Here is a 22,992-nt window from a genome sequence, read left to right as displayed (position 1 = left end):
CGACGGACAACTCCGATCCTTCCACGACTGTCTGCCGAAGGGGTCAGCGTGAGGCGAGGTAAGCGGCAAACGCGTCCTCGCTCGAATATTCGGGGACGTACCCGAACTGTTCCTTGAGCCGCCGATTGTCGAGAACGGGTCGGTACTGGAGAAATCCGACGCGCTCCGGACCGTGTTCCGTTACGCCCAATCGCCGTCCGACGCGTAGAACGCCTCGCAACAGCCATGCAGGAAGCGTCACCGTGCGCTTGCCCATCCGGGAAGCCAACTCGTCGACGGTCAACGCGCCGTCGCCCGCGACGTTGAAGATGCCCACTTGGTTTCCGGTCACGGCCTCCGCAAAAGCGCCCGCGACATCGGTGTGCCAGACGAACACGAAGGGGCTGTCGCTCCCGGCAACCTTGAGCAGCTTGCGGCGATCGAACAACGCGGTGATCTGATTGTCGACGCTCTCACCCAAGATCGTGCCGATCCGGAAGACAACTTGTTCCAACTCCGGGTGTTCGACGCGATATTCGGCGAGCATCTCTTCGACCATCCGTTTGTGGCGACTGTAAGTGAATTCGTCGTTGCCTCGGACAGGTACGTCCTCGGTGATCCACGGTGGGTTGTCGGAGTGGTAGCCGTACGCCGCTCCGGACGAAGACACGACGATCCGTCCAACCCCGTGTTCGACGCAGGCCGCGAGCACGTTTCGTGTCCCGTCGACGTCGACGTGGTACTCCTGCTCTGCTGTCGTGTTCTTGCCGGGATTCACGATGGACGCAAGGTGGATCACGACGTTCGGTCGGTACTGACCGAACACCCGCCCCAATTCTGTGGGGTCGCAGACGTCCGCCCTAACGCGGCGGATGCGATCGTCCGGCGTGTCCTTGACGGTGAGGTCGACACAGACGACGGTGATGCCCTGCGCGATCAGTGCGTCGATGACAGCGGTACCCAGGAACCCGTTCCCGCCCGTGACGAGTGCGACGGTCATGCCGGTACCGCCTTTCGGGCGCGTCGCTTGGACCAGACCGTCGCCAGAGCCAGCCCGGCGATGATGTCCCAGATCCCCCACCAGCCGGCCACGACGGCCATGCCACCGAGCCCGTCGAAGAACGTGAACACCAGGCCAAGCCCCAGTCCGGCATTGCGGATGCCGACCTCGAAAGAGACGGCGCGACGGCTGTATTCGTTCAACCCGGTGACGGCGCCGCAGAAGTATCCCAGTGCGAGGGCAACCGTGTCGTGCAGGAAGACCGCGAGCAGTACCACCCCGATGTAGTCGACGAAGTACGACGCATTCCCTGACACCCCCGCGACGATGAAGATCAACAACGCCACCAACGAACCGTTTTTCACCCACGGCTGCGCTTTCGCGGCGATCTCCGGGAACTTTTGTGCCGCCCAGATGCCGAGAACGAACGGCACACCGATGATCAGGGCGATTTGCGCGACCATCTCGAGCGCATTCAGGTTCACGGACTGCAACAGAGCGTCGGTCTCCGGGCGTCGGCTCCCCCAGAACGCGAGATTGAGCGGCATGAGGAAGATCGCGAAGACGTTCGACACCGCCGTCATGGACACCGAGAGTGCGACGTCGCCGCCCGCCCGGTGAGTCAGGACATTCGAGATATTGCCCGGCGGGCAGCACGCCACCAGGATCATGCCGAGCGCTACCGAGGGAGCGGGCGAGAGAATCAGCGTCAGCAGAAAAGTCACTGCCGGCAGCAGCAGGAACTGGGCAGCGATACCCACCGCCATCGCCTTGGGTTTGGTGAGCGCACGACGGAAGTCGTCGACCGAGGTGTCGAGGGCGATCCCCAGCATGATCGCGGCCAGCACCACGTTGAGGATCATCAACGATCCCGGGTTGAAGTTGAGCACCACGTCATCGATCGGCATCACTGACCTCCCTTCGTCAGAGCGGCATCGAGCAGTCCGATGTGCCGTCTGATCGCCGATCGGTAGGCGTCCTTGTTCACGTAGTAGGCCATTCGTCCCAGCTTCATGTACTTGTATCCCCCGGACAGATCGGGAGGAGGGCCGGCCGCCGCTGCCGAGAATTCGCGCGCCGCGGCGGGGGCTTCGGTGCGTGCGGTGATCAATTTGGCCACCATCTCGGCCTGCTCGTAACGGCCCTGCCACCCGAGACCGGATGCTTCGACCATGCCGAGCACAAAGAGATTGTCGTGACGGCGACTCGCGACGTTGAGGAACAGGTCCGGGGCAGCGCCCGACCAGTCCAGGTCCTCGCGCGCGATGAAGGGATAGTCGAGGTGATACCCCGTGGCGCAGAGAACGAGGTCGTAGTCGGCAGACGATCCGTCGACAAACCGCACCGTCTTCCCCTCGAACCGGTCGACGTCAGCGCGCACGTGCACGTCACCGTGCCCGATGTGGTGCAGGATCAACGAGTTCACGACCGGATGCGATTCGTAGATCTTGTAGTCCGGTGCCGGAAATCCGAACCGCACCGGATCTCCCGTGAACTGCTTGAGTACCAAGGTGTCGACGCGTTGTTTGATCCACGGCGGCAACGGCTTTCCCTGATTCAAGGTGTCCGAGGGTCGCCCGAACAGATACTTGGGGACGAAGTAGTAGCCTCGCCGAACGCTCAAATCGACGCACTCGGCCTGGTGGACGGCATCGACGGCGATGTCGCATCCACTGTTGCCCGCTCCGATGACCAGCACTCTCTTTCCGCGGAAGATCTCGGCGCTGCGGTACTCGCTCGTGTGCATCAACGTGCCGGTGAAGTCGCCCCGGAACGTCGGTACGTTCGGCTTCGACAGCGTTCCGTTCGCGATGATCACGCCTCGATACCGCGCGACTGTCGTCTCACCGCTGCGACTACGCGTTGTGACCTGCCACAGCGAATCGACCGGCGAAACGTCGATGACGGTAGTGCCGAAGGCAAAGTGCTTGCGAAGATCGTGGGTATCGGCGTAGTCGCGGAAATACTCGGCAAGTTCGACGTGGCTCGGGTAGTCGGCAACCGAATCCGCCATCGGGAACTCCGCGAATGCGGTGGTGCCCTTCGACGAAATGAGGTGCGCCGACTCGTAGACGGTGCTGTGCGGGTTGTCGATGTCCCAGAGCCCACCGACGTCGTCGTGGCTCTCGAAGCCGTCGAACGCTGTGCCGGCTCGATCGAGGTTTCGTGCGCCGGCCAATCCAGACGGACCCGCTCCGATCAGCGCGTACTTGCCCTCTGTGCTCATGGGTCGAGCGTCGCAGATAGTTCGAATCTTGCGGCAATGTGCAGGATAATGACGTTATGAGCGCACTCGATGCCGACAACGATCGCGGGATAGATGAAATCGATCTGAGGATAATCAATGCGCTGCAGCTCGCTCCGCGATCGAAGTGGCTTGCGTTGGCCGGCCCACTCGAACTCGACGCCGCGACTCTCGCCCGGCGTTGGAATCGACTGTCCGAATCGTCGTTGGCCTGGGTCACGGTTACTCCGGGGCCACAGGTGCTGGGCACCATCGTCACAGCGATCATCGAAATCGATTGCTCACCAGAACTTCTCGACACCGTCGCGGCACGTCTCACCGTCTTGGCCCACGCCGTGACCATCGAAGTATCAACAGGTAGAGCCGATCTGCTCGTCACAGCCGGTACTGCAGACTTGGCGTCGATGTCGCGCTTCATCTCGGAAGAGATCGCAACCATCGACGGCGTACTCGCGACACGAACCTCGATCATCACACGCTGGTTCACCGAAGGTGGGCGATGGAGACTCAATGCGCTGGCACCGTCCGAGAAGGGTGTGCTGACCACCAGCGAAAACCGTACTGCCGTGCGCGCTCGGTCGACCGGCATTTCCGAAAAGGATCGCAAGGTTCTCACGATCCTCGCCTACGACGGGCGCACTCCCATGAAGGAGTTGGCCGACGCGATCGGTGTCAGTCCGGCTGCGTGCAAACGCCAGATCGACCGGCTCACGTCTTCGGGGTTGGTGGCGCTGCGGTGTGAATTTGCCCGGCCGCTGGCCGGGCTTCCCGTGCTCGCCACACTGTGGTGCCGCGTCGAACCCGAACTTCTCGATACTGCGGGCCGATTACTGAGCCGAGCGCCGGAAGTCCGAAACTGTTTTGCGGTGGTGGGCGCCGACAATCTGGTGGTTCAGTTGTGGCTGCATTCTCCTGCAGAACTCGATGCATTCGAAATTCGTCTGCGCAAGGAGATTTCGGGGCTTTACGTCACCGAACGATCCATCGTGCTGCACCTGCGCAAACTGCTCGGTCACGTACTCGATCAGGACGGGCGCAGAACCTCGACGATCGCCCCGGATGTGTGGTTGCCGAGCCGCACCGATTCACCGGAAAACCGATAACACGACAGAGCCCACGACCACCGGGAGTGGACGTGGGCTCTGTGATCAGTTGAGTAGATCAGCCGCGCATCTGCGCACCGACGGCCTTGGAGGCAGCCTCGACCGCGGCATCGCGAGCCGCGCTTGCCTCGTCCTCGGTCAGTGTCCGGTCGACACCACGGAATCGCAACGCGAACGCGAGCGACTTGCGGCCTTCACCGACCTGCTCGCCCTCGAAGACGTCGAAGAGGCGAATGTCTTCGAGAAGTTCGCCGCCGCCGGAACGCAGAGCTTCCTGGACCTTCGCCGCAGGAATATCGCGATCGACAACAACCGCCACGTCCTGGAGCACTGCAGGGAAGGGCGAAATGCGCGGCGCCGGCAGGTTCTCGACCAACGGCAAAGCGTCGAGGTCGATCTCCAGTGCACAAGTGCGCGCAGGCAATCCCGCACGCTCGAGAACAGCCGGATGCAGTTCGCCCGCATGACCGACTACGTTGCCGTCAACGACAACCTCGGCGCAACGGCCGGGATGCCACGGCAGGTACTGCGCCGCACGCAGTTCCACCTCGACGCCTGCTGCAGCTGCAATGACCCGCACTGCTGCAAAAGTGTCCGAAGCCTCGGCCTGACGGCCAGGACCCCAGGGGCCGCTCGGCTCACGCAAACCACTCAACACTGCAGCGATGTGCACGGGCTGAGCCGGCAACGACGCGATCAGGTTCGCGATCTGCTCGTCCGTCGGGCGACGATCCACCGGCAATGCATCCACCGGCTTGGTATCGGGGCCCGGCAGGACAACCTGCGCGATGCCGTACAGCGAAAGATCACGCTGACCGCGAGAAGCGTTGCGAGCCAGGATCTCCAGCAGACCCGGGAGCAGCGTGGTCGCCAACTCCGGACGATCGGCTTCGAGCGGGTTGAGGACCTTGCTGGTGTTGCGGCGCGGATCATCCGCGTCGAGGCCCCAGACGTCGAAGACGTTGGTGGGCAGGAAGACCGGAGGAAGTACCTCGACGTAACCGGCGTGAGCCACGGCCTTCGACACCATGCGCTTACGCCGCTGCGACGGAGTCAATCCGCGTCCGGCCGGAGCGGCGGGAAGCACCGACGGGATCTGCTCGAGACCTTCGAGGCGAAGAACTTCCTCGACGAGGTCCGCAGGCTGCACCAGGTCCGGACGCCACGACGGCGGCGTCGCGACCAACTGGCCGTGTCCCTCTTCGCTGACGCCGACCTCGACGTTGCAGCCAACCTGGGTGAGGCGGCGAGCTGCGGTGCCGTTGGGGTACGTGACTCCGGCGACACGATCGGGCAGGTCGATATCCATGCGAATGGCAGCGCGAGGGGCAACATCGCCCACGTCGGTCAGGACCGGCTCGATCCGTCCGCCGGCAATCTCGACCAGCAGAGCGGCTGCGCGGTCGACGGCCGCGAGCGGAATCGCCGGATCGACGACGCGCTCGAAACGCTTGCTCGCCTCACTCGGCAGCTTGTGCCGGCGCGCAGTCTTGAAGACTGCGAGCGGATCCCAAGTAGCTCCTTCGAGGAGGATGTCCGTCGTTGCCGTTCCCACCTCGGTGGTTGCGCCGCCCATGACGGCAGCCAGCGAGATGACTCCGGAATCGTCGGCGATGACAACGTCTTCGGGATCGAGCGTGCGTTCGACGTCGTCGAGCGTCGTCAGCTTCTCCCCCACCTTGGCGCGACGGACCACCAGGTCGCCCTGCACCGAGGTCGCATCGAACGCGTGCAGAGGTTGGCCGAGTTCGAGCATCACGTAGTTGGTGACGTCGACGGCCGGCGAGATCGGGCGAACACCCGAGAGCAGAAGTCGACGCTGCAGCCACCACGGGCTCACTGCCTGCGGATCAATACCCGTGATCTTCCGCATCACGAAACGCGAAGCCTTGGACTCCGGTTCGAGGCGCACCGGCCAGGCTTCACCCTCAGCCGGGTGCGCGGGAACCGAAGCGGGATCGGCATATTCGAGATCGAAGCCGCACGCGAGCTCTCGTGTGAGACCGCGGACCGAGAAGCAGTAACCACGGTCCGGGGTGATGTTCAGTTCGATGATCGTGTCACCGAGACCGAGCAACTCGTTGCCATCTGCGCCGGGTTCGGCGGTACCAGGCTCGAGCACCAAGATGCCCGAATGGTCTTTGCCGATACCGAGTTCCGAGACGGAGCAGATCATGCCGTCGGACACCTGGCCGTACGTCTTGCGAGTGGCGATTTCGAATCCGCCGGGCAGCACCGCGCCGGGCAGCGCAACGACGACGAGGTCACCCTCGTTGAAATTGCGTGCGCCACAGACGATGCCGCGAGGCTCGGGTTCGCCGACCTCGACCTGGCAGAAGCGGATCGGCTTCTTGAACTCGGTCAGTTCGGTGATGGAGACGACCTTGCCGACGACCAACGGGCCGTCGATCGCCTCGAGTGTGTCGAGTTCCTCGACTTCGAGTCCCACCCGGACGAACCCGGCGTCCAGCTCTTCCGGGGTCACCTCCCAGTCCGGAGTTGCCCGCTGCAGGATCTCGGTCAGCCAGGATTGCGCTACTCGCACGTCTGCTCAGCTCTCTCGTTTGTCGATAAGTCTTTGTGAAAGTTCCGCGGACCGGATCGGTCAGCCTGCGACACCGAAGGGCAGCGTGAAACGCACGTCACCTTCGACGATGTCGCGCATGTCCGGGATACCGTTGCGGAACTGCAGGGTCCGCTCGAGGCCCATGCCGAATGCGAAACCCGAGTACTCGTCGGGATCGATACCGCTGGCGCGCAGAACGTTCGGGTTGACCATGCCGCAGCCGCCCCACTCGACCCAGCCTGCGCCGCCCTTCTTGTTCGCGAACCAGACGTCGACCTCGGCCGACGGTTCCGTGAACGGGAAGTAGTTGGGGCGCATACGGGTACGGGTCTCGGGGCCGAAAAGGGCACGAGCGAACGCGTCGAGAGTCCCGCGCAGGTTGGCCATGGTCAGGCCCTTGTCGACGGCCAGGCCTTCGACCTGCGAGAAGACAGGCGTGTGGGTCGCATCGAGTTCATCGGTGCGGAACGTGCGGCCCGGGCACACCACGTAGATCGGCACCTCACGCGAGAGCATGGTGCGGACCTGCACCGGCGAGGTGTGGGTACGCAGCACCTGGCGAGAGTTCTCGGGTGCCAGGTGGAAGGTGTCCTGCATCGTGCGCGCAGGGTGATCCGGCAAGAAGTTGAGCGCGTCGAAGTTGAAGTGCTCGGTCTCCACCTCCGGACCCTCGGCAACTTCCCAACCCATCGCGACGAATACGTCGGCGACCTGCTCGGAAATCAGGCTGATCGGGTGACGAGCCCCGACGGGGTGGCGATCGGAAGGCAGAGTGACGTCGATTGCCTCGGCAACCAACACCGCGGCGTCACGCTCGGCGAGGAGAACCTCACGACGAGCGTCGTACGCGTTGTTGATCCGAGTGCGGAAGATGTTGACGCGCTTACCGGCGTCCGCCTTTTCCTTGCCCGGAAGGCTGCCGAGTCCCCGGCGCGCGAGGGCGATCGGGGACTTGTCCCCCAGGTGCTCCACCTTGACGTGCGCCAGCGCGTCCAGGTCAGCGGCGTCCGCCAGCGCCTTCTCGGCGTTCTCAGCCGCAGCGGTCAACGCCTCTTCGGTGAGTACACTCGCGTCGACCTCCGGCGGTGTCGCGCCCTCATTTTTGGCCACGGCTGTGACGCTCCTGTCGCTTCTCGGTTTACTTCTCGTACTGCGTGCTTCTTGTACTGCTTACTTCTTGTACTGCGAGCGAGCATTCGAACTCGCTCGAGCATTGTCTCTGCTCTTGTATTGTCTCAGGCTTCCGCAAATGGGATTCCGTGAGGTCTTCGCGTGCGCTTTCAGCCGTGATCGGCGGCGCGATTTTGCACCCGCGCGCTTGCGTACAGGCAAATTGCCGCCGCTGTCGCGAGGTTCAAGCTTTCGGCGCGGCCATGGATCGGAATCCTGACCCGATGATCAGCCTGCGCGGCGATCGCCGGATCGAGACCGTGAGCTTCGTTACCGAACAGCCAAGCCGTCGGCTTGCTCAGCAACTCGTCGGCCTCGTCGAGATCGACCTCGCCGTCAGCTGCAGTCGCGAGAATCTGAATGCCGGCTGCGCGAATCTGCTCGATCACCGACACCGTGTCTCGATCGCGGACGACTGGCAGGTGAAAGAGGCTGCCCGCCGACGAACGAACGACCTTGCCGTTGTGCGGATCGACGCTGTCACCGGCGAGGATTGCCGCATCGGCACCCACTGCGTCGGCGATGCGAATGACGGTGCCCGCGTTACCTGGTTCGTTGACCTCGACCGGCACTGCGAGCAGGCGGGTCTCCTGATGGACGGCTGCGCTCAGCGGTACATCCAGTAGATCGCTGACGGCAACGAGACCGGGCGGCGTGACGGTGTCGCTCAGAGCTTTGATTGCTCGATCGGTCACAAGAGCAACACGAACTCCAGCGGTCAGCGCCCGATCGATGACGTGCTGATAGCGCTCGGCTGCGTCCTCGGTGTAGAAGAGGTCGTGTACCGGGCGGGCCTCGCCGTGCGAGAGTGCACCGTTCAACAGTTCGGTGACCGAGTTCTCGCCCTCTACGAGGAAACGTCCTGCTTTGCGTCGTTCTGCTGTGCGCAGGAGCTTGACAGCAGAAACGACCCGCGGAGTCCGCTCGGTGAGCGGGTCCACGGGCCGTTGCTGTGATGCGTGAATCAGGCTGCTTCTCCGGCAGGAGCGTTCACGTCAGCCGGCAGAGCTGCCTTCGCGAGTGCGACCAGGCCGGCAAAGGCCTCGGCATCGGAGACAGCGAGCTCGGCCAGGATCTTGCGGTCGACCTCGACCTCTGCCAGACGCAGGCCCTGGATGAGGCGGTTGTACGTGATGTCGTTTGCGCGAGCTGCAGCGTTGATACGCGTGATCCACAGCTTGCGGAACTCGCCCTTGCGCGCACGACGGTCGCGGTACGCGTAGGTGAGCGAGTGGAGCTGCTGCTCCTTGGCCTTGGTGTACAGACGCGAACGCTGTCCACGGTAGCCGCTGGATGCAGCAAGAATTGAACGACGCTTCTTCTGGGCGTTGACCGCCCTCTTTACGCGTGCCACTTGAAAAATCCTGTCAATCTAGGGGCTGAAAATACGGCCCCGGGTGGTCAGTAAGGGGGCGACTCAGATGCCGAGCATGCGCTTGATGCGCGGAGCGTCGTCAGGGCTGACAACAGCGACACCGTCGAGACGACGGGTAACCCTGCTGGACTTGTGCTCGAGAAGGTGGCGACGGCCGGCCTTCTGGCGCATGAGCTTTCCGCTGCCGGACACCTTGAATCGCTTCGAGGCGCCGCTGTGGCTCTTCATCTTGGGCATGGAGTCCTCAGTTCTTGTTACGTGGTGGATCTTGGGAAATCGACTAGCTGGCCGGAGCCTCGGGAGCGGCATCGCCGGTCGCCGGTGCTTCCGGAGCTGCTTCACTGGAAGCCGGTGCGGCCGGAGCCGGACGCGGAGCAGCCTGAGCCACTGGCGCCTGAGCGCTCTCCTGCGCCTTGACGCGAGTCTTGGCGCCCTTGTGCGGTGCCAGGACCATCGTCATGTTTCGGCCGTCCTGCTTTGCCGAGGTTTCGACGAATCCGAGATCTGCGACGTCTGCTCCCAGACGCTGCAGAAGGCGGTAGCCGAGTTCGGGGCGTGACTGCTCACGTCCGCGGAACATGATCGTGACCTTGACCTTGGAACCGGCTTCAAGGAAGCGAACGACGTTGCGCTTCTTGGTCTCGTAGTCGTGGTCGTCGATCTTGGGTCGGAGCTTCTGCTCCTTGATGACCGTCAGCTGCTGGTTCTTACGTGACTCACGTGCCTTCTGCGCAGCCTCGTACTTGAACTTGCCGTAGTCCATGATCTTGCAGACCGGTGGACGGGCATCAGGAGCTACCTCGACCAGGTCGAGGTCGGCCTCAAGGGCCAAGCGGAGTGCATCTTCAACACGCACGATGCCTACCTGTTCCCCGCCAGGTCCGACCAAACGAACCTCGGGAACGCGGATACGATCGTTGATGCGGGTCTCAGTGCTGATGGGGCCTCCTAGGTTGAACGGTGCGGTCTTCATGACCGCACGCAGCCCGTACCGCCCGCACCCCAACAAAAAAGCCCCGCTGTGATGATTGCTCATCCGCGGGGCCCGATGTCGACCGATCACATAAGATCCAGCTCACGCCGAAACCTATCTCCTCGACTGAGCGAGGAACCTGACGAAGAATTGATCTCCGATAACAGGTGACCGGAACCACTGAACTGCAGTTTCACCTGCCGTGCAGAGGTGGGAGTCGGACTCCACTTGCTGCCCCCGAACAAGTCGGAGGCGGTCGTTGCAACAAGAGTAACAGGTCGCCACAGATGAAAGAAATCGGTGCCGCTCCCAGTGCTGCCGGGAGAGGCCCGATTCAACACCACCACGGCCTGATGGAATCCTTACAACCATGAGTGAGAACTTCGAGGCAGATCAGAACACCGACGGCGCGAACCCCGACGTCCGCGAACTCTCCGAAGTTCCCGCGGTCGAGGTCATCAGCCGCGCCGCAGTGATGCTGATGAGTTCGGCTGCCGAAAAACTCGGCCTCTCCGACGCCGATCCGTCTTCCAGTCCCTATCTGGACCTCGACGAAGCTCGTCGAGTCATCACGGCGCTTGCCGGACTCGTGACTGCGTCGGTCGAATACCTCGGCCCCCACGCGGGACCCATCCGTGAAGGCCTTCAAGCCCTGCAGCGCGCATTCCGTGAGGCCTCCTCGCACCCGGACGAGCCAGGAAAGGGACCGGGCGAGAAGTTCACCGGTCCGGTCTACTGAGTTGGCAACCGCCAACAAGACTCAACCGACGCCCGGTGACGTCGACGCATTCATTTCACGCGTCGACGACCGCAAGCGTGCCGACAGCGTGGAGTTGATCTCCTTGCTGTCGGCCGCGACCGGCGAGCCTGCCGTGATGTGGGGCTCGAGCATCATCGGTTTCGGGGCACGGCACTACCGGTATGCGAGTGGCCACGAAGGTGACACCCCACTGATCGGGTTCTCCCCCAGGGCCACCGCGCTCACGTTGTATTTGTCGCTGAACTTCGACGACTACACCGACACACTGGCGCGCCTCGGCAAGCACAAGATCGGCAAGGGCTGCCTGTACGTCAAACGGCTGAGCGACGTCGACATGGCAGTCCTGACCGAACTGATCGCGGATTCCGTTGCCGCAGCCCGCAACATGATCGACTGAACAGGTCACCTTCGTGGGGCTACAGGCCGAGCGTCTTCGGGCGGTTGGCCGAACAGGGTCGAATCCCGTGGTGTGAAGTGATCGTTCGTGAGCGTGGCCCGACGCATTCGATCGAGTCGAAACCACCGCACCGCGTCGCGCTGGCGACACCAGCCGATGAGAAACCACTGCCCACGGTCCTGCGCCAGAATGTGCGGCTCAACTGCCCGCACCGTCTCCGCACCGTCCCCATCCACGTAGTGCAACGACACGACGCGACTCTGTTCGAGCCCCTGCTCGACGGCCCGCCGGTTCGTGCGCGAATCCGCTACTACCCCGCCGTCGCCGCGAATCCACACACGGCCACCGAGTTCGGCGACCTTACGACGACTCTCCTCGTCCATCACGTCGAGCAGTTTCGCCAGAGCTGCTCGTCCGTCCGGCGCAAACGGGGCGTCACCGGCCGCCGTCAAGGCCAACGCGATTGAAACTGCTTGAGGAACAGTGAAATTGACCGGCGGTAGCGTGGCGCGACCTGCGAGTCGGTATCCACCCCCGGGGCCCGAGCGCGCCTCGATCGCCGCGCCCGACATCATCAGAGTCTCGATATCCCGCTTGATCGTCCGGGTGGTGACACCGAATTCCTCGGACAATCGGGAACACGTAGCCCCTCGATCGCCCTGTCGCCGAAGCTCTTCGACGAGAGCGTGCAATCTCGCAGCTCGATTCACGTTCACCAGTGTCGCAGATTTCGATACCAAACAGTGACATAATTGGTGACACTCTGTTGTCACCAACCTGATTGCACAGTGAGTCCATGAAAACTCACATCGTTCTTGTTCCCGGATTCTGGCTCGGCTCATGGGCTTGGGACGCAGTCCTCCCCCACCTCGAGCGCTCCGACACCACCCGCGTGACCAGCCTGACGCTGCCCGGACTCGACGCCGTCGATGCAGATAGATCAGCGGTCACCTTCGACGCCCACGTCCGCGCAGTCATCGACGCTGTATCGGATTCAGACGAACGTACGGTACTGGTCGTGCACAGCGGCGCCGGCCCGGTGGGATACGCGGTAACCGATCGCATCCCGGATCGGGTCGCGCGGATCGTCTACGTCGATTCAGGTCCCATGCCCGACGGCGCGGCGCTGCGACCGGATCTGGCCGCTGACGTCGTCGAGGTACCGCTGCCGACGTGGGCAGAACTTGAAGCAGACGGCAGCAGCCTCGAAGGACTCGACGAGAAGGCTCTCGAGGCGTTTCGCGCCAACGCCGTCCCCGAACCGGCCGGGCCGGCGCGTGAGCCAATTGTCCTGACGAACGAAAAGCGCTACCAGGTGCCGTCAACCGTCGTTTGCAGCACGTTCCCGTCCGCGGTGATTGCCCAGATGGCCGACGGAGGTCATCCGATGGCCGCAGAACTGGCGAAACTCCCCGTGACGTACGTCGACCTCCCGACCGGCCATTGGCCGATGTGGTCGCGCCCCGAAGACGTCGCCCAGGTGATCCTCGAGGCCGCCGCTTCCTGATCGACAAAGCAGTGATGCCGGATCGGATTCCGACCCGGCATCACTGACCGACTTCTACTTGCTCACCTTCTACTAGCTCACGGAAGCAGCTTTCTTCCGTGGCGCCGCCTTCTTTGCGGCAACTGCCTTCGTTGCACGCTTCTTGGTGATCGGCTTGGCCTTGACGGGCGGGTGCTGTGCGGTGAGAACCTCACTGAGGAACTTGCCCGTGTAGCTCTCGGGGACCGCGGCAACGTCCTCCGGGGTACCTTGCGCCACAACGGTTCCGCCGCCGGATCCACCTTCGGGCCCCATGTCGACGACCCAGTCCGACGTCTTGATCACGTCGAGGTTGTGCTCGATCACGATCACGCTGTTGCCCTTGTCGACCAGACCGTTGATCACGATCAGGAGCTTGCGGATGTCCTCGAAATGCAGACCCGTGGTGGGCTCGTCGAGGATGTAAACCGTGCGACCGGTGGACCGCTTCTGCAACTCGGCGGCCAGCTTGACGCGCTGCGCCTCACCACCGGACAGGGTCGGAGCCGGCTGACCCAGTCGGACATAGCCCAGTCCGACGTCGACCAGCGTCTTGAGGTACCGGTGAATAGAGGTGACCGGCTGGAAGAACTCGGCTGCTTCCTCGATGGGCATGTCGAGTACCTCGGCGATCGACTTGCCCTTGTAGTGGACCTCGAGCGTTTCGCGGTTGTACCGAGCGCCGTGGCATACCTCGCAGGGCACGTACACGTCCGGCAGGAAGTTCATCTCGATCTTCAAGGTTCCGTCGCCGGAGCACGCCTCGCAGCGTCCACCCTTGACATTGAACGAGAATCGGCCGGGCTGGTAACCGCGGACTTTCGCTTCCGTGGTGGCCGCGAACAGGGTTCGGATCTTGTCGAACACACCGGTGTACGTCGCCGCATTCGATCGCGGAGTCCGGCCGATCGGAGACTGATCGACCTGCACGAGCTTGTCCAGCTGATCGAGACCGTTGATTCGTGTGTGACGGCCAGGCACCTGGCGTGCACCGTTGAGCTTGTTCGCCATGACGGTCGCGAGAATGTCGTTGACCAACGTCGACTTGCCCGAACCGGAGACACCGGTGACAGCGGTGAGAACACCCAGCGGGAAACTCACGTCGATGCCGTCGAGATTGTGCTCGCGAGCTCCGACCACCGTGACCTGACGTTTGCGATCCACCGGCCGACGAATGGCCGGAACCTCGATGAAGCTGCGACCCGACAGGTAGGCGCCTGTCAAAGACTCTTCACACGTCAGCAGTTCTTCGTACGGTCCGCTGTGGACGACCTTGCCGCCGTGCTCGCCGGCGTACGGTCCGATGTCGACCACCCAGTCGGATGTACGGATCGTGTCTTCGTCGTGTTCGACGACGATCAGCGTGTTGCCGAGGTCGCGCAGGCGCGTCAGGGTTTCGATCAGTCGCCGGTTGTCACGCTGGTGCAGCCCGATGGACGGCTCGTCGAGCACGTACAACACACCGACGAGCCCGGATCCGATCTGCGTTGCCAAGCGAATTCGCTGGGCTTCGCCACCGGACAACGTGCCCGCGGCTCGCGAGAGGGAAAGGTATTCCAGGCCGACGTCGAGCAGGAAGCCGAGGCGCGCCTGAACTTCCTTGAGGACCTGACCCGCGATTGCCTCTTCACGCGAGCCGAGAGTGAGGCTGTTCAGGAAATCCGCGCAATCGGAGATCGACAGTTCACAGACCTCGGCGATGGACTTACTGCCGAAGTCTCCAGCCGCGATAGTTACCGACAGGATTTCGGGGCGCAGGCGAGCACCACCACACGCCGGGCACGGGGTGTCGCGCATGTACCCGTCGTAGCGTTCCTTCATCTGATCGGATTCGGTCTGTTCGAGCCGGCGGTGCAAGAACGGCATCACACCTTCGAACTCCGCGTAGTAAGAACGGGTACGGCCGTATCGATTCTTGTACCGGACGTGCACCTGCTCTTCGCTGCCTTCGAGGATTGCTTTGCGGGCCTTCGCCGGCAACTTGTTCCACGGCGTCTTCATGTCGAATCCGAGAATGTCGCCGAGGCCGGACAGCAGGCGTCCGAAGTACTCGGAACTCTGGCCCATCGACCACGGCGCGATTGCACCGTCTTCGAGACTCAGGTCAGGGTCCGGAACCACCAGATCCGGGTCGACCTCCTTGCGGATACCGAGGCCGGTGCATTCCGGGCAGGCGCCGTAGGGCGAGTTGAAGGAGAACGAGCGCGGTTCGAGATCGTCGATCGCGAGTGCGTGGCCATTCGGGCAGGCCAGCTTCTCTGAGAAACGACGCTCACGATCAGGTGCATTTTCTTCACGGTCGACGAAGTCGAGGACCACGATGCCTTCGGCCAATCGAAGTGCGGTCTCGACCGAGTCGGTCAGGCGCTGCTTCGAGCTCGCCTTGACCTGCAATCGGTCGACCACTACTTCGATGTCGTGCTTTTCCTGCTTCTTGAGCTTCGGCGGATCGGCCAGCGAATGGACGACTCCGTCGACGCGCACACGCGAGTAGCCCTGGGTGTTGAGCTGATCGAAGAGATCGACGAACTCGCCCTTACGAGTACGGACCACTGGTGCGAGGACCTGGAACTTGATGCCCTCCTCCATCTCGAGCACCTGGTCGACGATCTGCTGAGGCGTCTGACGTGCGATCTTCTCACCACACACCGGGCAGTGCGCCGAACCTGCGCGGGCATAAAGGAGCCGGAGGTAGTCGTAGACCTCGGTGATCGTGCCCACCGTCGAACGAGGGTTGCGGTTGGTCGACTTCTGGTCGATGGACACCGCCGGCGACAAACCCTCGATGAAATCGACATCGGGCTTGTCCATCTGACCGAGGAACTGACGCGCGTATGCCGAGAGTGACTCGACGTAGCGGCGCTGACCTTCGGCAAAGATCGTGTCGAACGCGAGGCTGGACTTGCCGGAGCCGGACAACCCGGTGAAGACGATCAGGCTGTCTCGCGGGAGGTCGAGATCGACTCCTCGCAGATTGTGCTCACGCGCACCCCGCACGATCAGGCGATCCGCCACACCAATTCCCTTCATTGTCAATCGTCCGGGGCCGTCCCCCCGGAGAAGTCTCGAGTGGCCTCGCAAACGCGAGTCCTCGAGCGATCGTCATCGTAGGCCGAGCCACCGACACGTTTATCTCACCAGGCGAGCCCATCGCTCTACCTGCCCCTATTCGAAGGTAGCCTGCGTTTCATGACGAATCAGCCCATCGTGATCGACGACTCCTACACCGGTCAGGTCTCCCCCGATTCTGCCCCTCAGCGGCGCACAGTCGACGGTGCCGTCATCACGAAGATGTCGGTCGGCCCCATGGACAACAACACTTACCTCGTCGTCTGTTCCGCGACCGGGAAATCTCTCCTGATCGATGCGGCCAACGAGGCCGAGAAGATCATTGCGCTCATCGAACAGGAAGCACCTGTTTTCGATTCCATCGTCACCACCCATCAACACGGCGATCACTGGTTGGCTTTGCAGGACGTCCACGCTGCCACCAAGGTGCCGACCGCCGCTCACCCTCTCGACGCGGAGGTCCTTCCCGTCACCCCGGACGTACTCCTCGAAGACGGCGACAAGGTGACAGTAGGCAATCTGAGCCTCGACGTCATCCACCTGTCCGGCCACACGCCCGGTTCCATTGCGTTGGCTCTGACCGAACCGAACGGGCAGGTTCACCTCTTCACCGGCGACTCACTCTTCCCCGGAGGCGTCGGAAAGACCGCCGACCCCGAGAAGTTCACTTCCCTGCTCGACGACGTGGAAAACAAGTTGTTCGGAAGGTACGACGACGCGACTGTCGTCTACCCCGGGCACGGCAAGGACACGACGCTGGGTACCGAGCGCCCGCACCTGGCGGAATGGCGCGAGCGCGGTTGGTGACGTTTCACCTGTTCCGTACTAGACCCCGCTAGCCGACTTCCTGACTATCGACCTGTTCGCCGTCGACCTGTTCACCGTCGACGCGAAGTCGCGGAAGCCAGGTCGACAGAGTCCGGCCGAGTCCTTCGACCATCCGTTCCCCGAACACACAGCGTGCGTTCCCACGGATGGCAGAAGGTGTAGCCCGGATCCTGCCAGTCCAGGACGACAAAGTTGGGATCGTCGTTCCAATCGATGACAAAACAGCGCAACGCTTCGGCGTTGATCGCATCAACTCGAGCGGCCCACGCCCCTGGAGTCGCAGCTGGCACCGCACCCAAATCGAAGACCACGGACGGCGTCGGCTCAGCGATACCTTCGTGGTCACCGCACCATGGTGGTTGATCGGTGTGCATTGTGTGACACCTTCGAACACGCCGTATGCGGATACGCGGTAACGGATACTTCAGAACGGTGTGTCCGGATCGGTGGAGAAGTCATCGACGCAGTACAGCGCGCTTCGGCGACCAGGAATCCGTCAACCGGGTCAGGCGTCGCGGGATCGCCGAACCGGACCAATTCCTTGTGAGATCGCTAGGGTGGAAAACGAACCTACATCGGGAGGCTTGAAACATGCTGGTACGTCGAATTGCTCGTCCACTGCTTTCCACGATCTTCATCGCCGGGGGAATCGATGCTTTGCGCAACCCCGCTCAGCGAGCAGCCAAAGCGTCGCCGCTGATCGACAAATCCGTCGAGACGCTGCCAGGAGCAGTGACGCAGAAGGTGCCTGCTGATCCGGAAACACTCGTCAAGATCAACGCCGCCGTCCAGATCGGCGGCGGTGCCCTGCTGGCCACCGGCAAGGCGCCGCGTCTCGCGTCGTTGGTCCTCGCGGGGAGCCTGGTACCGACCACGCTTGCCGGTCACGACTTCTGGAACGAAACCGATCCGTCACTGCGAGCGATGCAGCGGACCAACTTCATCAAGAACGTCAGCCTGCTCGGCGGACTGATGATCGCGTCCGTCGACACAGAGGGCAAGCCGTCGCTCGGCTGGCGTGGCCGCCGCGCCGCGAAGAAGGCTCAGGCGTCTATCGCCGCGGCACTTCCGTTGGTCGCATCGCAGACCGATCACACGAGCGATCGCGTCGAACACGCTCTGTCGGTGGCGTCCGAACGCGGTTCCGAACTTGCCGAAACCGCGAAGGCGCACGGCACGGATTGGCTCGAACTTGCCAAGGAGCGCAGCTCCGAGTTCGCGGAGATCGCGAGCAAGCGTGCCGCGGAATTCGGAGAGGTCGCCAAAGAACGCGGCCCGGACATCCTCGAAGTCGCGCAGAAGCGCGGCTCCGAACTGGCCGAGACCGCACGCGAGCGCAGCGCCGAACTGGCAGAGCTGGCGAGCAAGCGCAGCTCCGAGTTCGCCGAACTCGCGCTCGAAAAGAGCAACGAGTGGGCCGAAACGGCGTCGGAGCAGACCGAGGTGCTGGGTAAGCGTGCCCGAAAGCGCGCCGAGAAGGCGCTCGAAAAGGCTCGCGCCAAGAAGGACGAATTGACGCACTGAGTGCACCGAAAAACACGGTCAGGCCACCTTCGGGTGGCCTGACCTGTATCTATGCGGCAGTTCATCTGGGGGAACTAGACTGTCTTGGCGCTTTTGCAGCGCGTGAATTTCTCATCAAGCCTAGGAGATCCTTTGCCCGACGCGGACCCGTCACTGAACGAGCAAGAGCTCGAGCAGCAGTACGTGACGATGTTGTACTCCCGTCTCGACGATCTTCGAAAGTATGCCCAAACTCGCTTGAGCACGGTCCTCCTCGAGACCGGCGGAACCCCGCAAGCACGCAGTGAACGCGAATCCTTCAATGCCATGTACACCGAGGATCTCGCCAAGTACGACGCAGCCGAGAACGGAATGTGTTTCGGACGCATCGACTTCGACGACGAGCGACGCTACGTCGGCCGACTCGGAATTCTGGACACCGACAACGACTACGAAACGCTACTGCTCGACTGGCGAGCTCCGATGGCACGCCCGTTCTATCTGGCGACGCCCGCGGCACCTGAGGGCGTCAAGCGACGACGCCATATCCGCAGTCGGAGCCGAACAGTCACCGGAATCAACGACGAATACCTGGACCTCGACGCTGCCCGAGCCGCCGGCGTGGTGACCGAAGCCGGCGGCGTCGCCGGTGAGAGCGCACTCCTGGACGCTCTGAACGCAGCGCGTACGGGTCAGATGAACGACATCGTCGAGACCATTCAGAGTGAGCAGGATGCCATCATCCGCTCCGAGCACAAAAGCGTTCTGGTGGTCCAGGGCGGTCCGGGTACCGGCAAAACCGCAGTCGCCCTTCACCGTGCCGCGTTCCTGCTCTACACCTACCGCCAGCAACTGGCCAAGGCCGGTGTTCTCATCATCGGGCCGAACGCGACGTTCCTCGACTACATCAGCCAGGTCCTTCCTTCACTCGGTGAGACCGGAGTTCTGCTCTCGACGATCGGGGACCTGTACCCCGGAGTGCGTGCGACTCGTACGGATTCCCTCGCCGCCGGTGAGATCAAGGGTTCCCTCGCGATCCTCGATGTACTCAAGAACGCCGTCCGGGATCGGCAGGAAGTCCCGTCGAAGCCGATCACCCTTCGATTCGACACGTACGACTTGAAGCTGGATCGCAAGACTGTCACGAAGGCTCGCGGACGTGCTCGGTCGTCGCGTCGCCCACACAACCTGGCGCGCCCGATCTTCGTGGCAGCAGTCATCGAGGCGTTGGCACTGCAGATGGCCGAACTCATCGGCGGCAACCTCGTCGACGGCGGCTCACTCCTCAGTCGCGACGACATCGCCGACATTCGCGACGAGATGCGTGAGGACGCGGACATCATGTCCGCCATCGGAAAGCTGTGGCCTGAATTGTCGCCGCAGCAAATCCTCGCGGAACTGTGGACCTCTCCGGCGAGGTTGGCCAAGGCAGCGCCGCAACTCGACGACGCCCAACGCGACGAGCTTCTGCAGAGCGTCGGACCAGGTTTCAGTGCGGCAGACGCTCCCCTCCTCGATGAACTGGCCGAGATCCTCGGAGTCGACGATGCCGCCGAACGCGAACGCGCACAACGTGAATGGCGCGCGCAGATCGCCGACGCCCAGGGCGCCCTCGACATCCTCACCGGCTCTGCACCACAGGATCTCGAAGACGAGATGGACCCCGAGATCTTGATGGCGTACGACTTGATCGACGCCAGCCAACTCGCCCAGCGCCACGATCAGGGCCAGCGCCAGACCACGGCAGAACGCGCTGCCGGCGACCGAACCTGGACCTACGGTCACGTGATCGTCGACGAAGCCCAAGAGCTCTCCGAAATGGCGTGGCGAATGCTGATGCGGCGCATACCGAATCGCTGGATGACGTTGGTCGGCGATACAGCTCAGACCGGTGATCCCGCGGGAACCTCGTCCTGGCAGAAGATTCTCGAGCCTTACGTCGCCAAGCGCTGGAAGCTCACCGAACTGACCGTCAACTACCGAACTCCCTCGGAGATCATGGATGTCGCGCACCGTGTGCTCGAAGAGATCGACCCGGAGCAATCCGTGCCCCGGTCGGTACGCGACAGCGGATTCGCGCCGTGGGCACTCAAGACCACGGCCGAAGAATTGGAATCGACCGTGCGCCGTTGCATCGAGTCCGAGTCGCATCCCGGTATCACCGCAGTGATCGCCGGTTCCGAGGTCGTTGCCGATCTGGCGGGCATTGCGAGTGAGACCGTAAGTGTCCTGTCGGTCAAGGACGTCAAGGGACTCGAGTTCGACACCGTGTTGATCGTCGAACCTGCCGACATTCTCGACGAGTCACCACGCGGAATGAACGACCTCTACGTCGCGTTGACCCGCGCTACCCAGAGGCTCGGCATCATTCACGTCGAATCGCTCCCCGCGGTTCTCGACGGCGTCGCGGCAGCAGAGTTGGCCTTCGATTCGTGAGCCTCACGGAGTAGGTTCGTGCGTGACACCACGAATCGTGGTGTCACCCCAATTTGTGTCGACGACTGAAGGAATGACCCCTCGTGCTTGGCCTGCCCGCAAGTTCCGCCGCACCCTTCCGCAAGATCGCTCGCGTGGTGATCTGTGTCGGGATGCTTGCGGCGGTGACAGCCGGTTGTTCAGAGGATGATTCGAGTTCAACGACTGCTGCAGGCAGCGACGACATCGCTGCTGTTGCTGCCGCACCGACCGAAAAACCGGTAGACGATGCAGAACGGCTGCGGGCGGCGCTTGCATCTACCGGGGTCAAGCCAGCCTTTTCCGACGACATGTTGCAGGCGCTCGGTGACGGTGTCTGCCAGCAGCTCGCGGCCGGCACGGATCGAGCGATGATCATCGCGAATCTGCGGACGGTATCGCTGAACGGCGCGAGCGAACCGATGGTCACCACCGGAAACGACTCGGCCGCATCGACAACGCCCCCCAGCGCCGATCAGCTGGCTGAAGTGTTCGTCGATGCGGCCGAGGCCGACTACTGCCGGTAGGTCAGCGAACGGTGTGCACGATCAGGACATCGGATGTCGCCTTGCGCGCCGCATCGGAAGGCACCGATCCGAGCAGACGCCCGGTCAGTGTGTTCAATCCGCGATTTCCGACGACCAGCAAGTCACCCTTGACCTCGTCGAGCAAAGCGAGAAGCGATTCGACGGGAGCGCCGACGATAGCGCGCTCGACAACATCCTTGGCACCCTGGGCATGTGCGCGCTCACGAGCGGTGCGAAGGATCTCGTAGGTCGGAGCGGAACCGGTGACCTGGTAGGCCTCGTTACCCAACGCATCAGCGGCAGCGCTGACGTCCTTGGGATCAGCCGGGTAGTACGCACACGCGATGACGAGCTGAGCGTCCGAGCCACTGGCAATGGCGGCAGCTCTGTCGACTGCCTTCAGTGACGACTCGGAGCCATCGGTTCCTACGACAACGGTCCGGTAGGCACTCATTCATTCCTCCATGGTTACGGGACGGACGGTACGGCCGGCACCGGGCGCAACGCTGTTGCGCCCGCTCGACAACCGCTGCGCTGACATTAGCGGGATTGTGCCGCGGATAGTGTTATTTGCAGTACACGCCACAAGCCCACAATGAATGTGATTCTTCGTCACAGACACATTTGTGCGGCGGTGACCACTCAGCGAAGTTTGCCGAAGCGGGGCCCGAACAGCGCCGCCGGAAAAACTTCCTGCTCGACCAGGGCGGTACGCCACGGCGTCGCCAATTCCAGCAACCGCTTGGCACCCTCCTCACCCAACGCATCCCACGGAGCCAAAGCGAGGTCGTCCGTCAGGTCTTCGACGACGTCACGCAGTTCCTGCCCGTCCTCGGTCAGTGCACCGGACGAACGATCCAGCAGTTCGCGGTTCTTCAAACTCTCGACGGCCTCGTCCCACTGTTCCTGCGACCATCCGCGGCGAGTCTGCGCGAACTTGCGCTGAAACCCGATTCCCGTCGCGGTGTGCGTGATCAACGCGTCCAGGCCGTTCAATCCCGCGGTCTGAAGAGCCGCAATGTGACCGTCGCCGCGATACTCACGCAGCAGTGTCAGCGCGTGCCAGAAACGCAGGTGCGGTTCGATCGGCCAGTCGAGCGACGCCCAACCCGCGTACAGGGGGCGGCCGTCCACTCCGGGGATGTTCTGAGCCGCGATCGACACGAGTTCGGCGGCCTCGGCCATGTCTGCCGATCCTGTCACGTCCGCACCGAACAGGCGGACGTACGCCGCGTCGATTGCCCGATACCGCGCGGCGACAACCTCTGTGGGCCTTGCCAATTCCCAGGCACGTGGGATGACGCTGGCGATCAGTTCGGGATTGAAGTTGAAGAAGGTGGCCGTGACGACAGTCGCGGGTGGAGCGCCGAGCGGTGCTGATCGCCCTGCGAAGTACACCATTCGGCCAGGCTCCAACCCGACGCCGACAAGCTCCTTCTCCGTCTCCGGGACGAAGTACGCCAACGAGTGGAGAAGTTCGAGAGTCCGCGCGGTCTTGCCTGCAGTCTGTGCATCCAT

The 22,992-nt window shown here is 62.9% G+C and carries 22 protein-coding genes; 8 read left to right on the top strand and 14 right to left on the bottom strand.

The genetic code is table 11. The annotated features are described in order from the left end of the window. Positions 1 to 43 precede the first annotated feature (43 nt). From FEZ59_RS13615 to FEZ59_RS13605, 3 genes are read right to left on the bottom strand one after another with little or no spacing between them, the layout of a single operon-like run. Positions 44 to 979, bottom strand: coding sequence for an SDR family oxidoreductase (locus FEZ59_RS13615; RefSeq protein WP_151531541.1), 936 nt, complete (start codon positions 977 to 979; stop codon positions 44 to 46). Then, on the bottom strand, positions 976 to 1,887 hold the full coding sequence (locus FEZ59_RS13610) for a bile acid:sodium symporter family protein (RefSeq protein WP_172932777.1): 912 nt from the start codon (positions 1,885 to 1,887) through the stop codon (positions 976 to 978). Before FEZ59_RS13610 ends, FEZ59_RS13615 begins: the two co-directional genes overlap by 4 nt. Then, positions 1,887 to 3,206 carry an NAD(P)/FAD-dependent oxidoreductase gene (locus FEZ59_RS13605; protein WP_172932776.1) on the bottom strand — a complete coding sequence of 440 codons (1,320 nt, stop codon included), beginning with the start codon at positions 3,204 to 3,206 and terminating at the stop codon, positions 1,887 to 1,889. Before FEZ59_RS13605 ends, FEZ59_RS13610 begins: the two co-directional genes overlap by 1 nt. A gap of 56 nt (positions 3,207 to 3,262) precedes the next feature. Here FEZ59_RS13605 and FEZ59_RS13600 point away from each other — a divergent pair, with 56 nt between their 5' ends. Then, positions 3,263 to 4,327: an Lrp/AsnC family transcriptional regulator gene (locus FEZ59_RS13600; protein WP_172932775.1), complete on the top strand. Its 1,065-nt coding sequence runs from the start codon at positions 3,263 to 3,265 to the stop codon at positions 4,325 to 4,327. Positions 4,328 to 4,385: 58 nt separating this feature from the next. Here FEZ59_RS13600 and pheT read toward each other — a convergent pair whose 3' ends face one another. The 6 genes from pheT to infC all read right to left on the bottom strand — a co-directional run bounded on the left by pheT (position 4,386) and on the right by infC (position 10,411). Then, entirely contained in the window at positions 4,386 to 6,872 is a 2,487-nt protein-coding gene (gene pheT / locus FEZ59_RS13595; protein WP_172932774.1) for a phenylalanine--tRNA ligase subunit beta, read from the bottom strand. 60 nt (positions 6,873 to 6,932) lie between these two features. Then, positions 6,933 to 8,003 (bottom strand): phenylalanine--tRNA ligase subunit alpha, encoded by a 1,071-nt coding sequence (pheS, locus tag FEZ59_RS13590; RefSeq protein ID WP_003944109.1) that lies wholly within the window; start codon positions 8,001 to 8,003, stop codon positions 6,933 to 6,935. Between the two features lie 170 nt (positions 8,004 to 8,173). Then, a complete protein-coding gene (locus FEZ59_RS13585) occupies positions 8,174 to 9,004 on the bottom strand; it encodes an RNA methyltransferase (RefSeq protein WP_172932773.1) in 831 nt (276 codons plus the stop codon). 23 nt (positions 9,005 to 9,027) lie between these two features. After that, entirely contained in the window at positions 9,028 to 9,417 is a 390-nt protein-coding gene (gene rplT / locus FEZ59_RS13580) for a 50S ribosomal protein L20 (RefSeq protein WP_019748616.1), read from the bottom strand. Positions 9,418 to 9,480: 63 nt separating this feature from the next. Next, positions 9,481 to 9,675 carry a 50S ribosomal protein L35 gene (gene rpmI / locus FEZ59_RS13575; RefSeq protein ID WP_003944043.1) on the bottom strand — a complete coding sequence of 65 codons (195 nt, stop codon included), beginning with the start codon at positions 9,673 to 9,675 and terminating at the stop codon, positions 9,481 to 9,483. Between the two features lie 43 nt (positions 9,676 to 9,718). Next, entirely contained in the window at positions 9,719 to 10,411 is a 693-nt protein-coding gene (infC, locus tag FEZ59_RS13570) for a translation initiation factor IF-3 (protein WP_003944008.1), read from the bottom strand. Between the two features lie 370 nt (positions 10,412 to 10,781). On the opposite strand from infC, the gene FEZ59_RS13565 reads away from it, so the two are divergent. Both FEZ59_RS13565 and FEZ59_RS13560 read left to right on the top strand, forming a co-directional pair. Then, entirely contained in the window at positions 10,782 to 11,150 is a 369-nt protein-coding gene (locus FEZ59_RS13565; RefSeq protein ID WP_020907885.1) for a DUF1844 domain-containing protein, read from the top strand. A 1-nt stretch (position 11,151) separates the two neighbouring features. After that, positions 11,152 to 11,568 (top strand): DUF1801 domain-containing protein, encoded by a 417-nt coding sequence (locus tag FEZ59_RS13560; protein WP_172932772.1) that lies wholly within the window; start codon positions 11,152 to 11,154, stop codon positions 11,566 to 11,568. Positions 11,569 to 11,573: 5 nt separating this feature from the next. Here FEZ59_RS13560 and FEZ59_RS13555 read toward each other — a convergent pair whose 3' ends face one another. Continuing rightward, positions 11,574 to 12,284: a WYL domain-containing protein gene (locus FEZ59_RS13555; RefSeq protein ID WP_172932771.1), complete on the bottom strand. Its 711-nt coding sequence runs from the start codon at positions 12,282 to 12,284 to the stop codon at positions 11,574 to 11,576. An 80-nt stretch (positions 12,285 to 12,364) separates the two neighbouring features. On the opposite strand from FEZ59_RS13555, the gene FEZ59_RS13550 reads away from it, so the two are divergent. Next, the gene (locus FEZ59_RS13550) at positions 12,365 to 13,075 is read left to right on the top strand and encodes an alpha/beta hydrolase (RefSeq protein ID WP_172932770.1); all 711 of its coding nucleotides are present in this window, start codon (positions 12,365 to 12,367) and stop codon (positions 13,073 to 13,075) included. Positions 13,076 to 13,147: 72 nt separating this feature from the next. On the opposite strand, the gene uvrA is transcribed toward FEZ59_RS13550, so the two are convergent. Further along, positions 13,148 to 16,108: an excinuclease ABC subunit UvrA gene (gene uvrA / locus FEZ59_RS13545; RefSeq protein WP_176607706.1), complete on the bottom strand. Its 2,961-nt coding sequence runs from the start codon at positions 16,106 to 16,108 to the stop codon at positions 13,148 to 13,150. Between the two features lie 174 nt (positions 16,109 to 16,282). On the opposite strand from uvrA, the gene FEZ59_RS13540 reads away from it, so the two are divergent. Further along, the gene (locus tag FEZ59_RS13540) at positions 16,283 to 16,969 is read left to right on the top strand and encodes an MBL fold metallo-hydrolase (protein WP_020969731.1); all 687 of its coding nucleotides are present in this window, start codon (positions 16,283 to 16,285) and stop codon (positions 16,967 to 16,969) included. 71 nt (positions 16,970 to 17,040) lie between these two features. Here FEZ59_RS13540 and FEZ59_RS13535 read toward each other — a convergent pair whose 3' ends face one another. Beyond that, positions 17,041 to 17,364, bottom strand: a complete 324-nt coding sequence (locus FEZ59_RS13535; protein ID WP_242459808.1) for a DUF2716 domain-containing protein — start codon at positions 17,362 to 17,364, stop codon at positions 17,041 to 17,043. A gap of 217 nt (positions 17,365 to 17,581) precedes the next feature. Between FEZ59_RS13535 and FEZ59_RS13530 the strand changes: the two genes are divergently transcribed. The 3 genes from FEZ59_RS13530 (at position 17,582) to FEZ59_RS13520 (ending at position 21,474) form a co-directional block, all read left to right on the top strand. Then, a complete protein-coding gene (locus tag FEZ59_RS13530) occupies positions 17,582 to 18,514 on the top strand; it encodes a DoxX family protein (protein WP_003944048.1) in 933 nt (310 codons plus the stop codon). A gap of 132 nt (positions 18,515 to 18,646) precedes the next feature. Continuing rightward, entirely contained in the window at positions 18,647 to 20,929 is a 2,283-nt protein-coding gene (locus FEZ59_RS13525) for an ATP-binding domain-containing protein (RefSeq protein WP_020969733.1), read from the top strand. A gap of 83 nt (positions 20,930 to 21,012) precedes the next feature. After that, positions 21,013 to 21,474, top strand: coding sequence for a DUF732 domain-containing protein (locus FEZ59_RS13520; RefSeq protein WP_172932768.1), 462 nt, complete (start codon positions 21,013 to 21,015; stop codon positions 21,472 to 21,474). Position 21,475: 1 nt separating this feature from the next. Here FEZ59_RS13520 and FEZ59_RS13515 read toward each other — a convergent pair whose 3' ends face one another. Both FEZ59_RS13515 and FEZ59_RS13510 read right to left on the bottom strand, forming a co-directional pair. Continuing rightward, a complete protein-coding gene (locus FEZ59_RS13515; RefSeq protein ID WP_019748627.1) occupies positions 21,476 to 21,928 on the bottom strand; it encodes a universal stress protein in 453 nt (150 codons plus the stop codon). 188 nt (positions 21,929 to 22,116) lie between these two features. Next, entirely contained in the window at positions 22,117 to 22,992 is an 876-nt protein-coding gene (locus FEZ59_RS13510; RefSeq protein ID WP_172932767.1) for a hypothetical protein, read from the bottom strand.

It is taken from the genome of Rhodococcus sp. MS13, assembly GCF_013277835.1.
Taxonomy (GTDB): domain Bacteria; phylum Actinomycetota; class Actinomycetes; order Mycobacteriales; family Mycobacteriaceae; genus Rhodococcus_F; species Rhodococcus_F erythropolis.
Note: the sequence above shows the minus strand (reverse complement) of the source record. Positions and strands in the feature narration are given on the sequence as shown.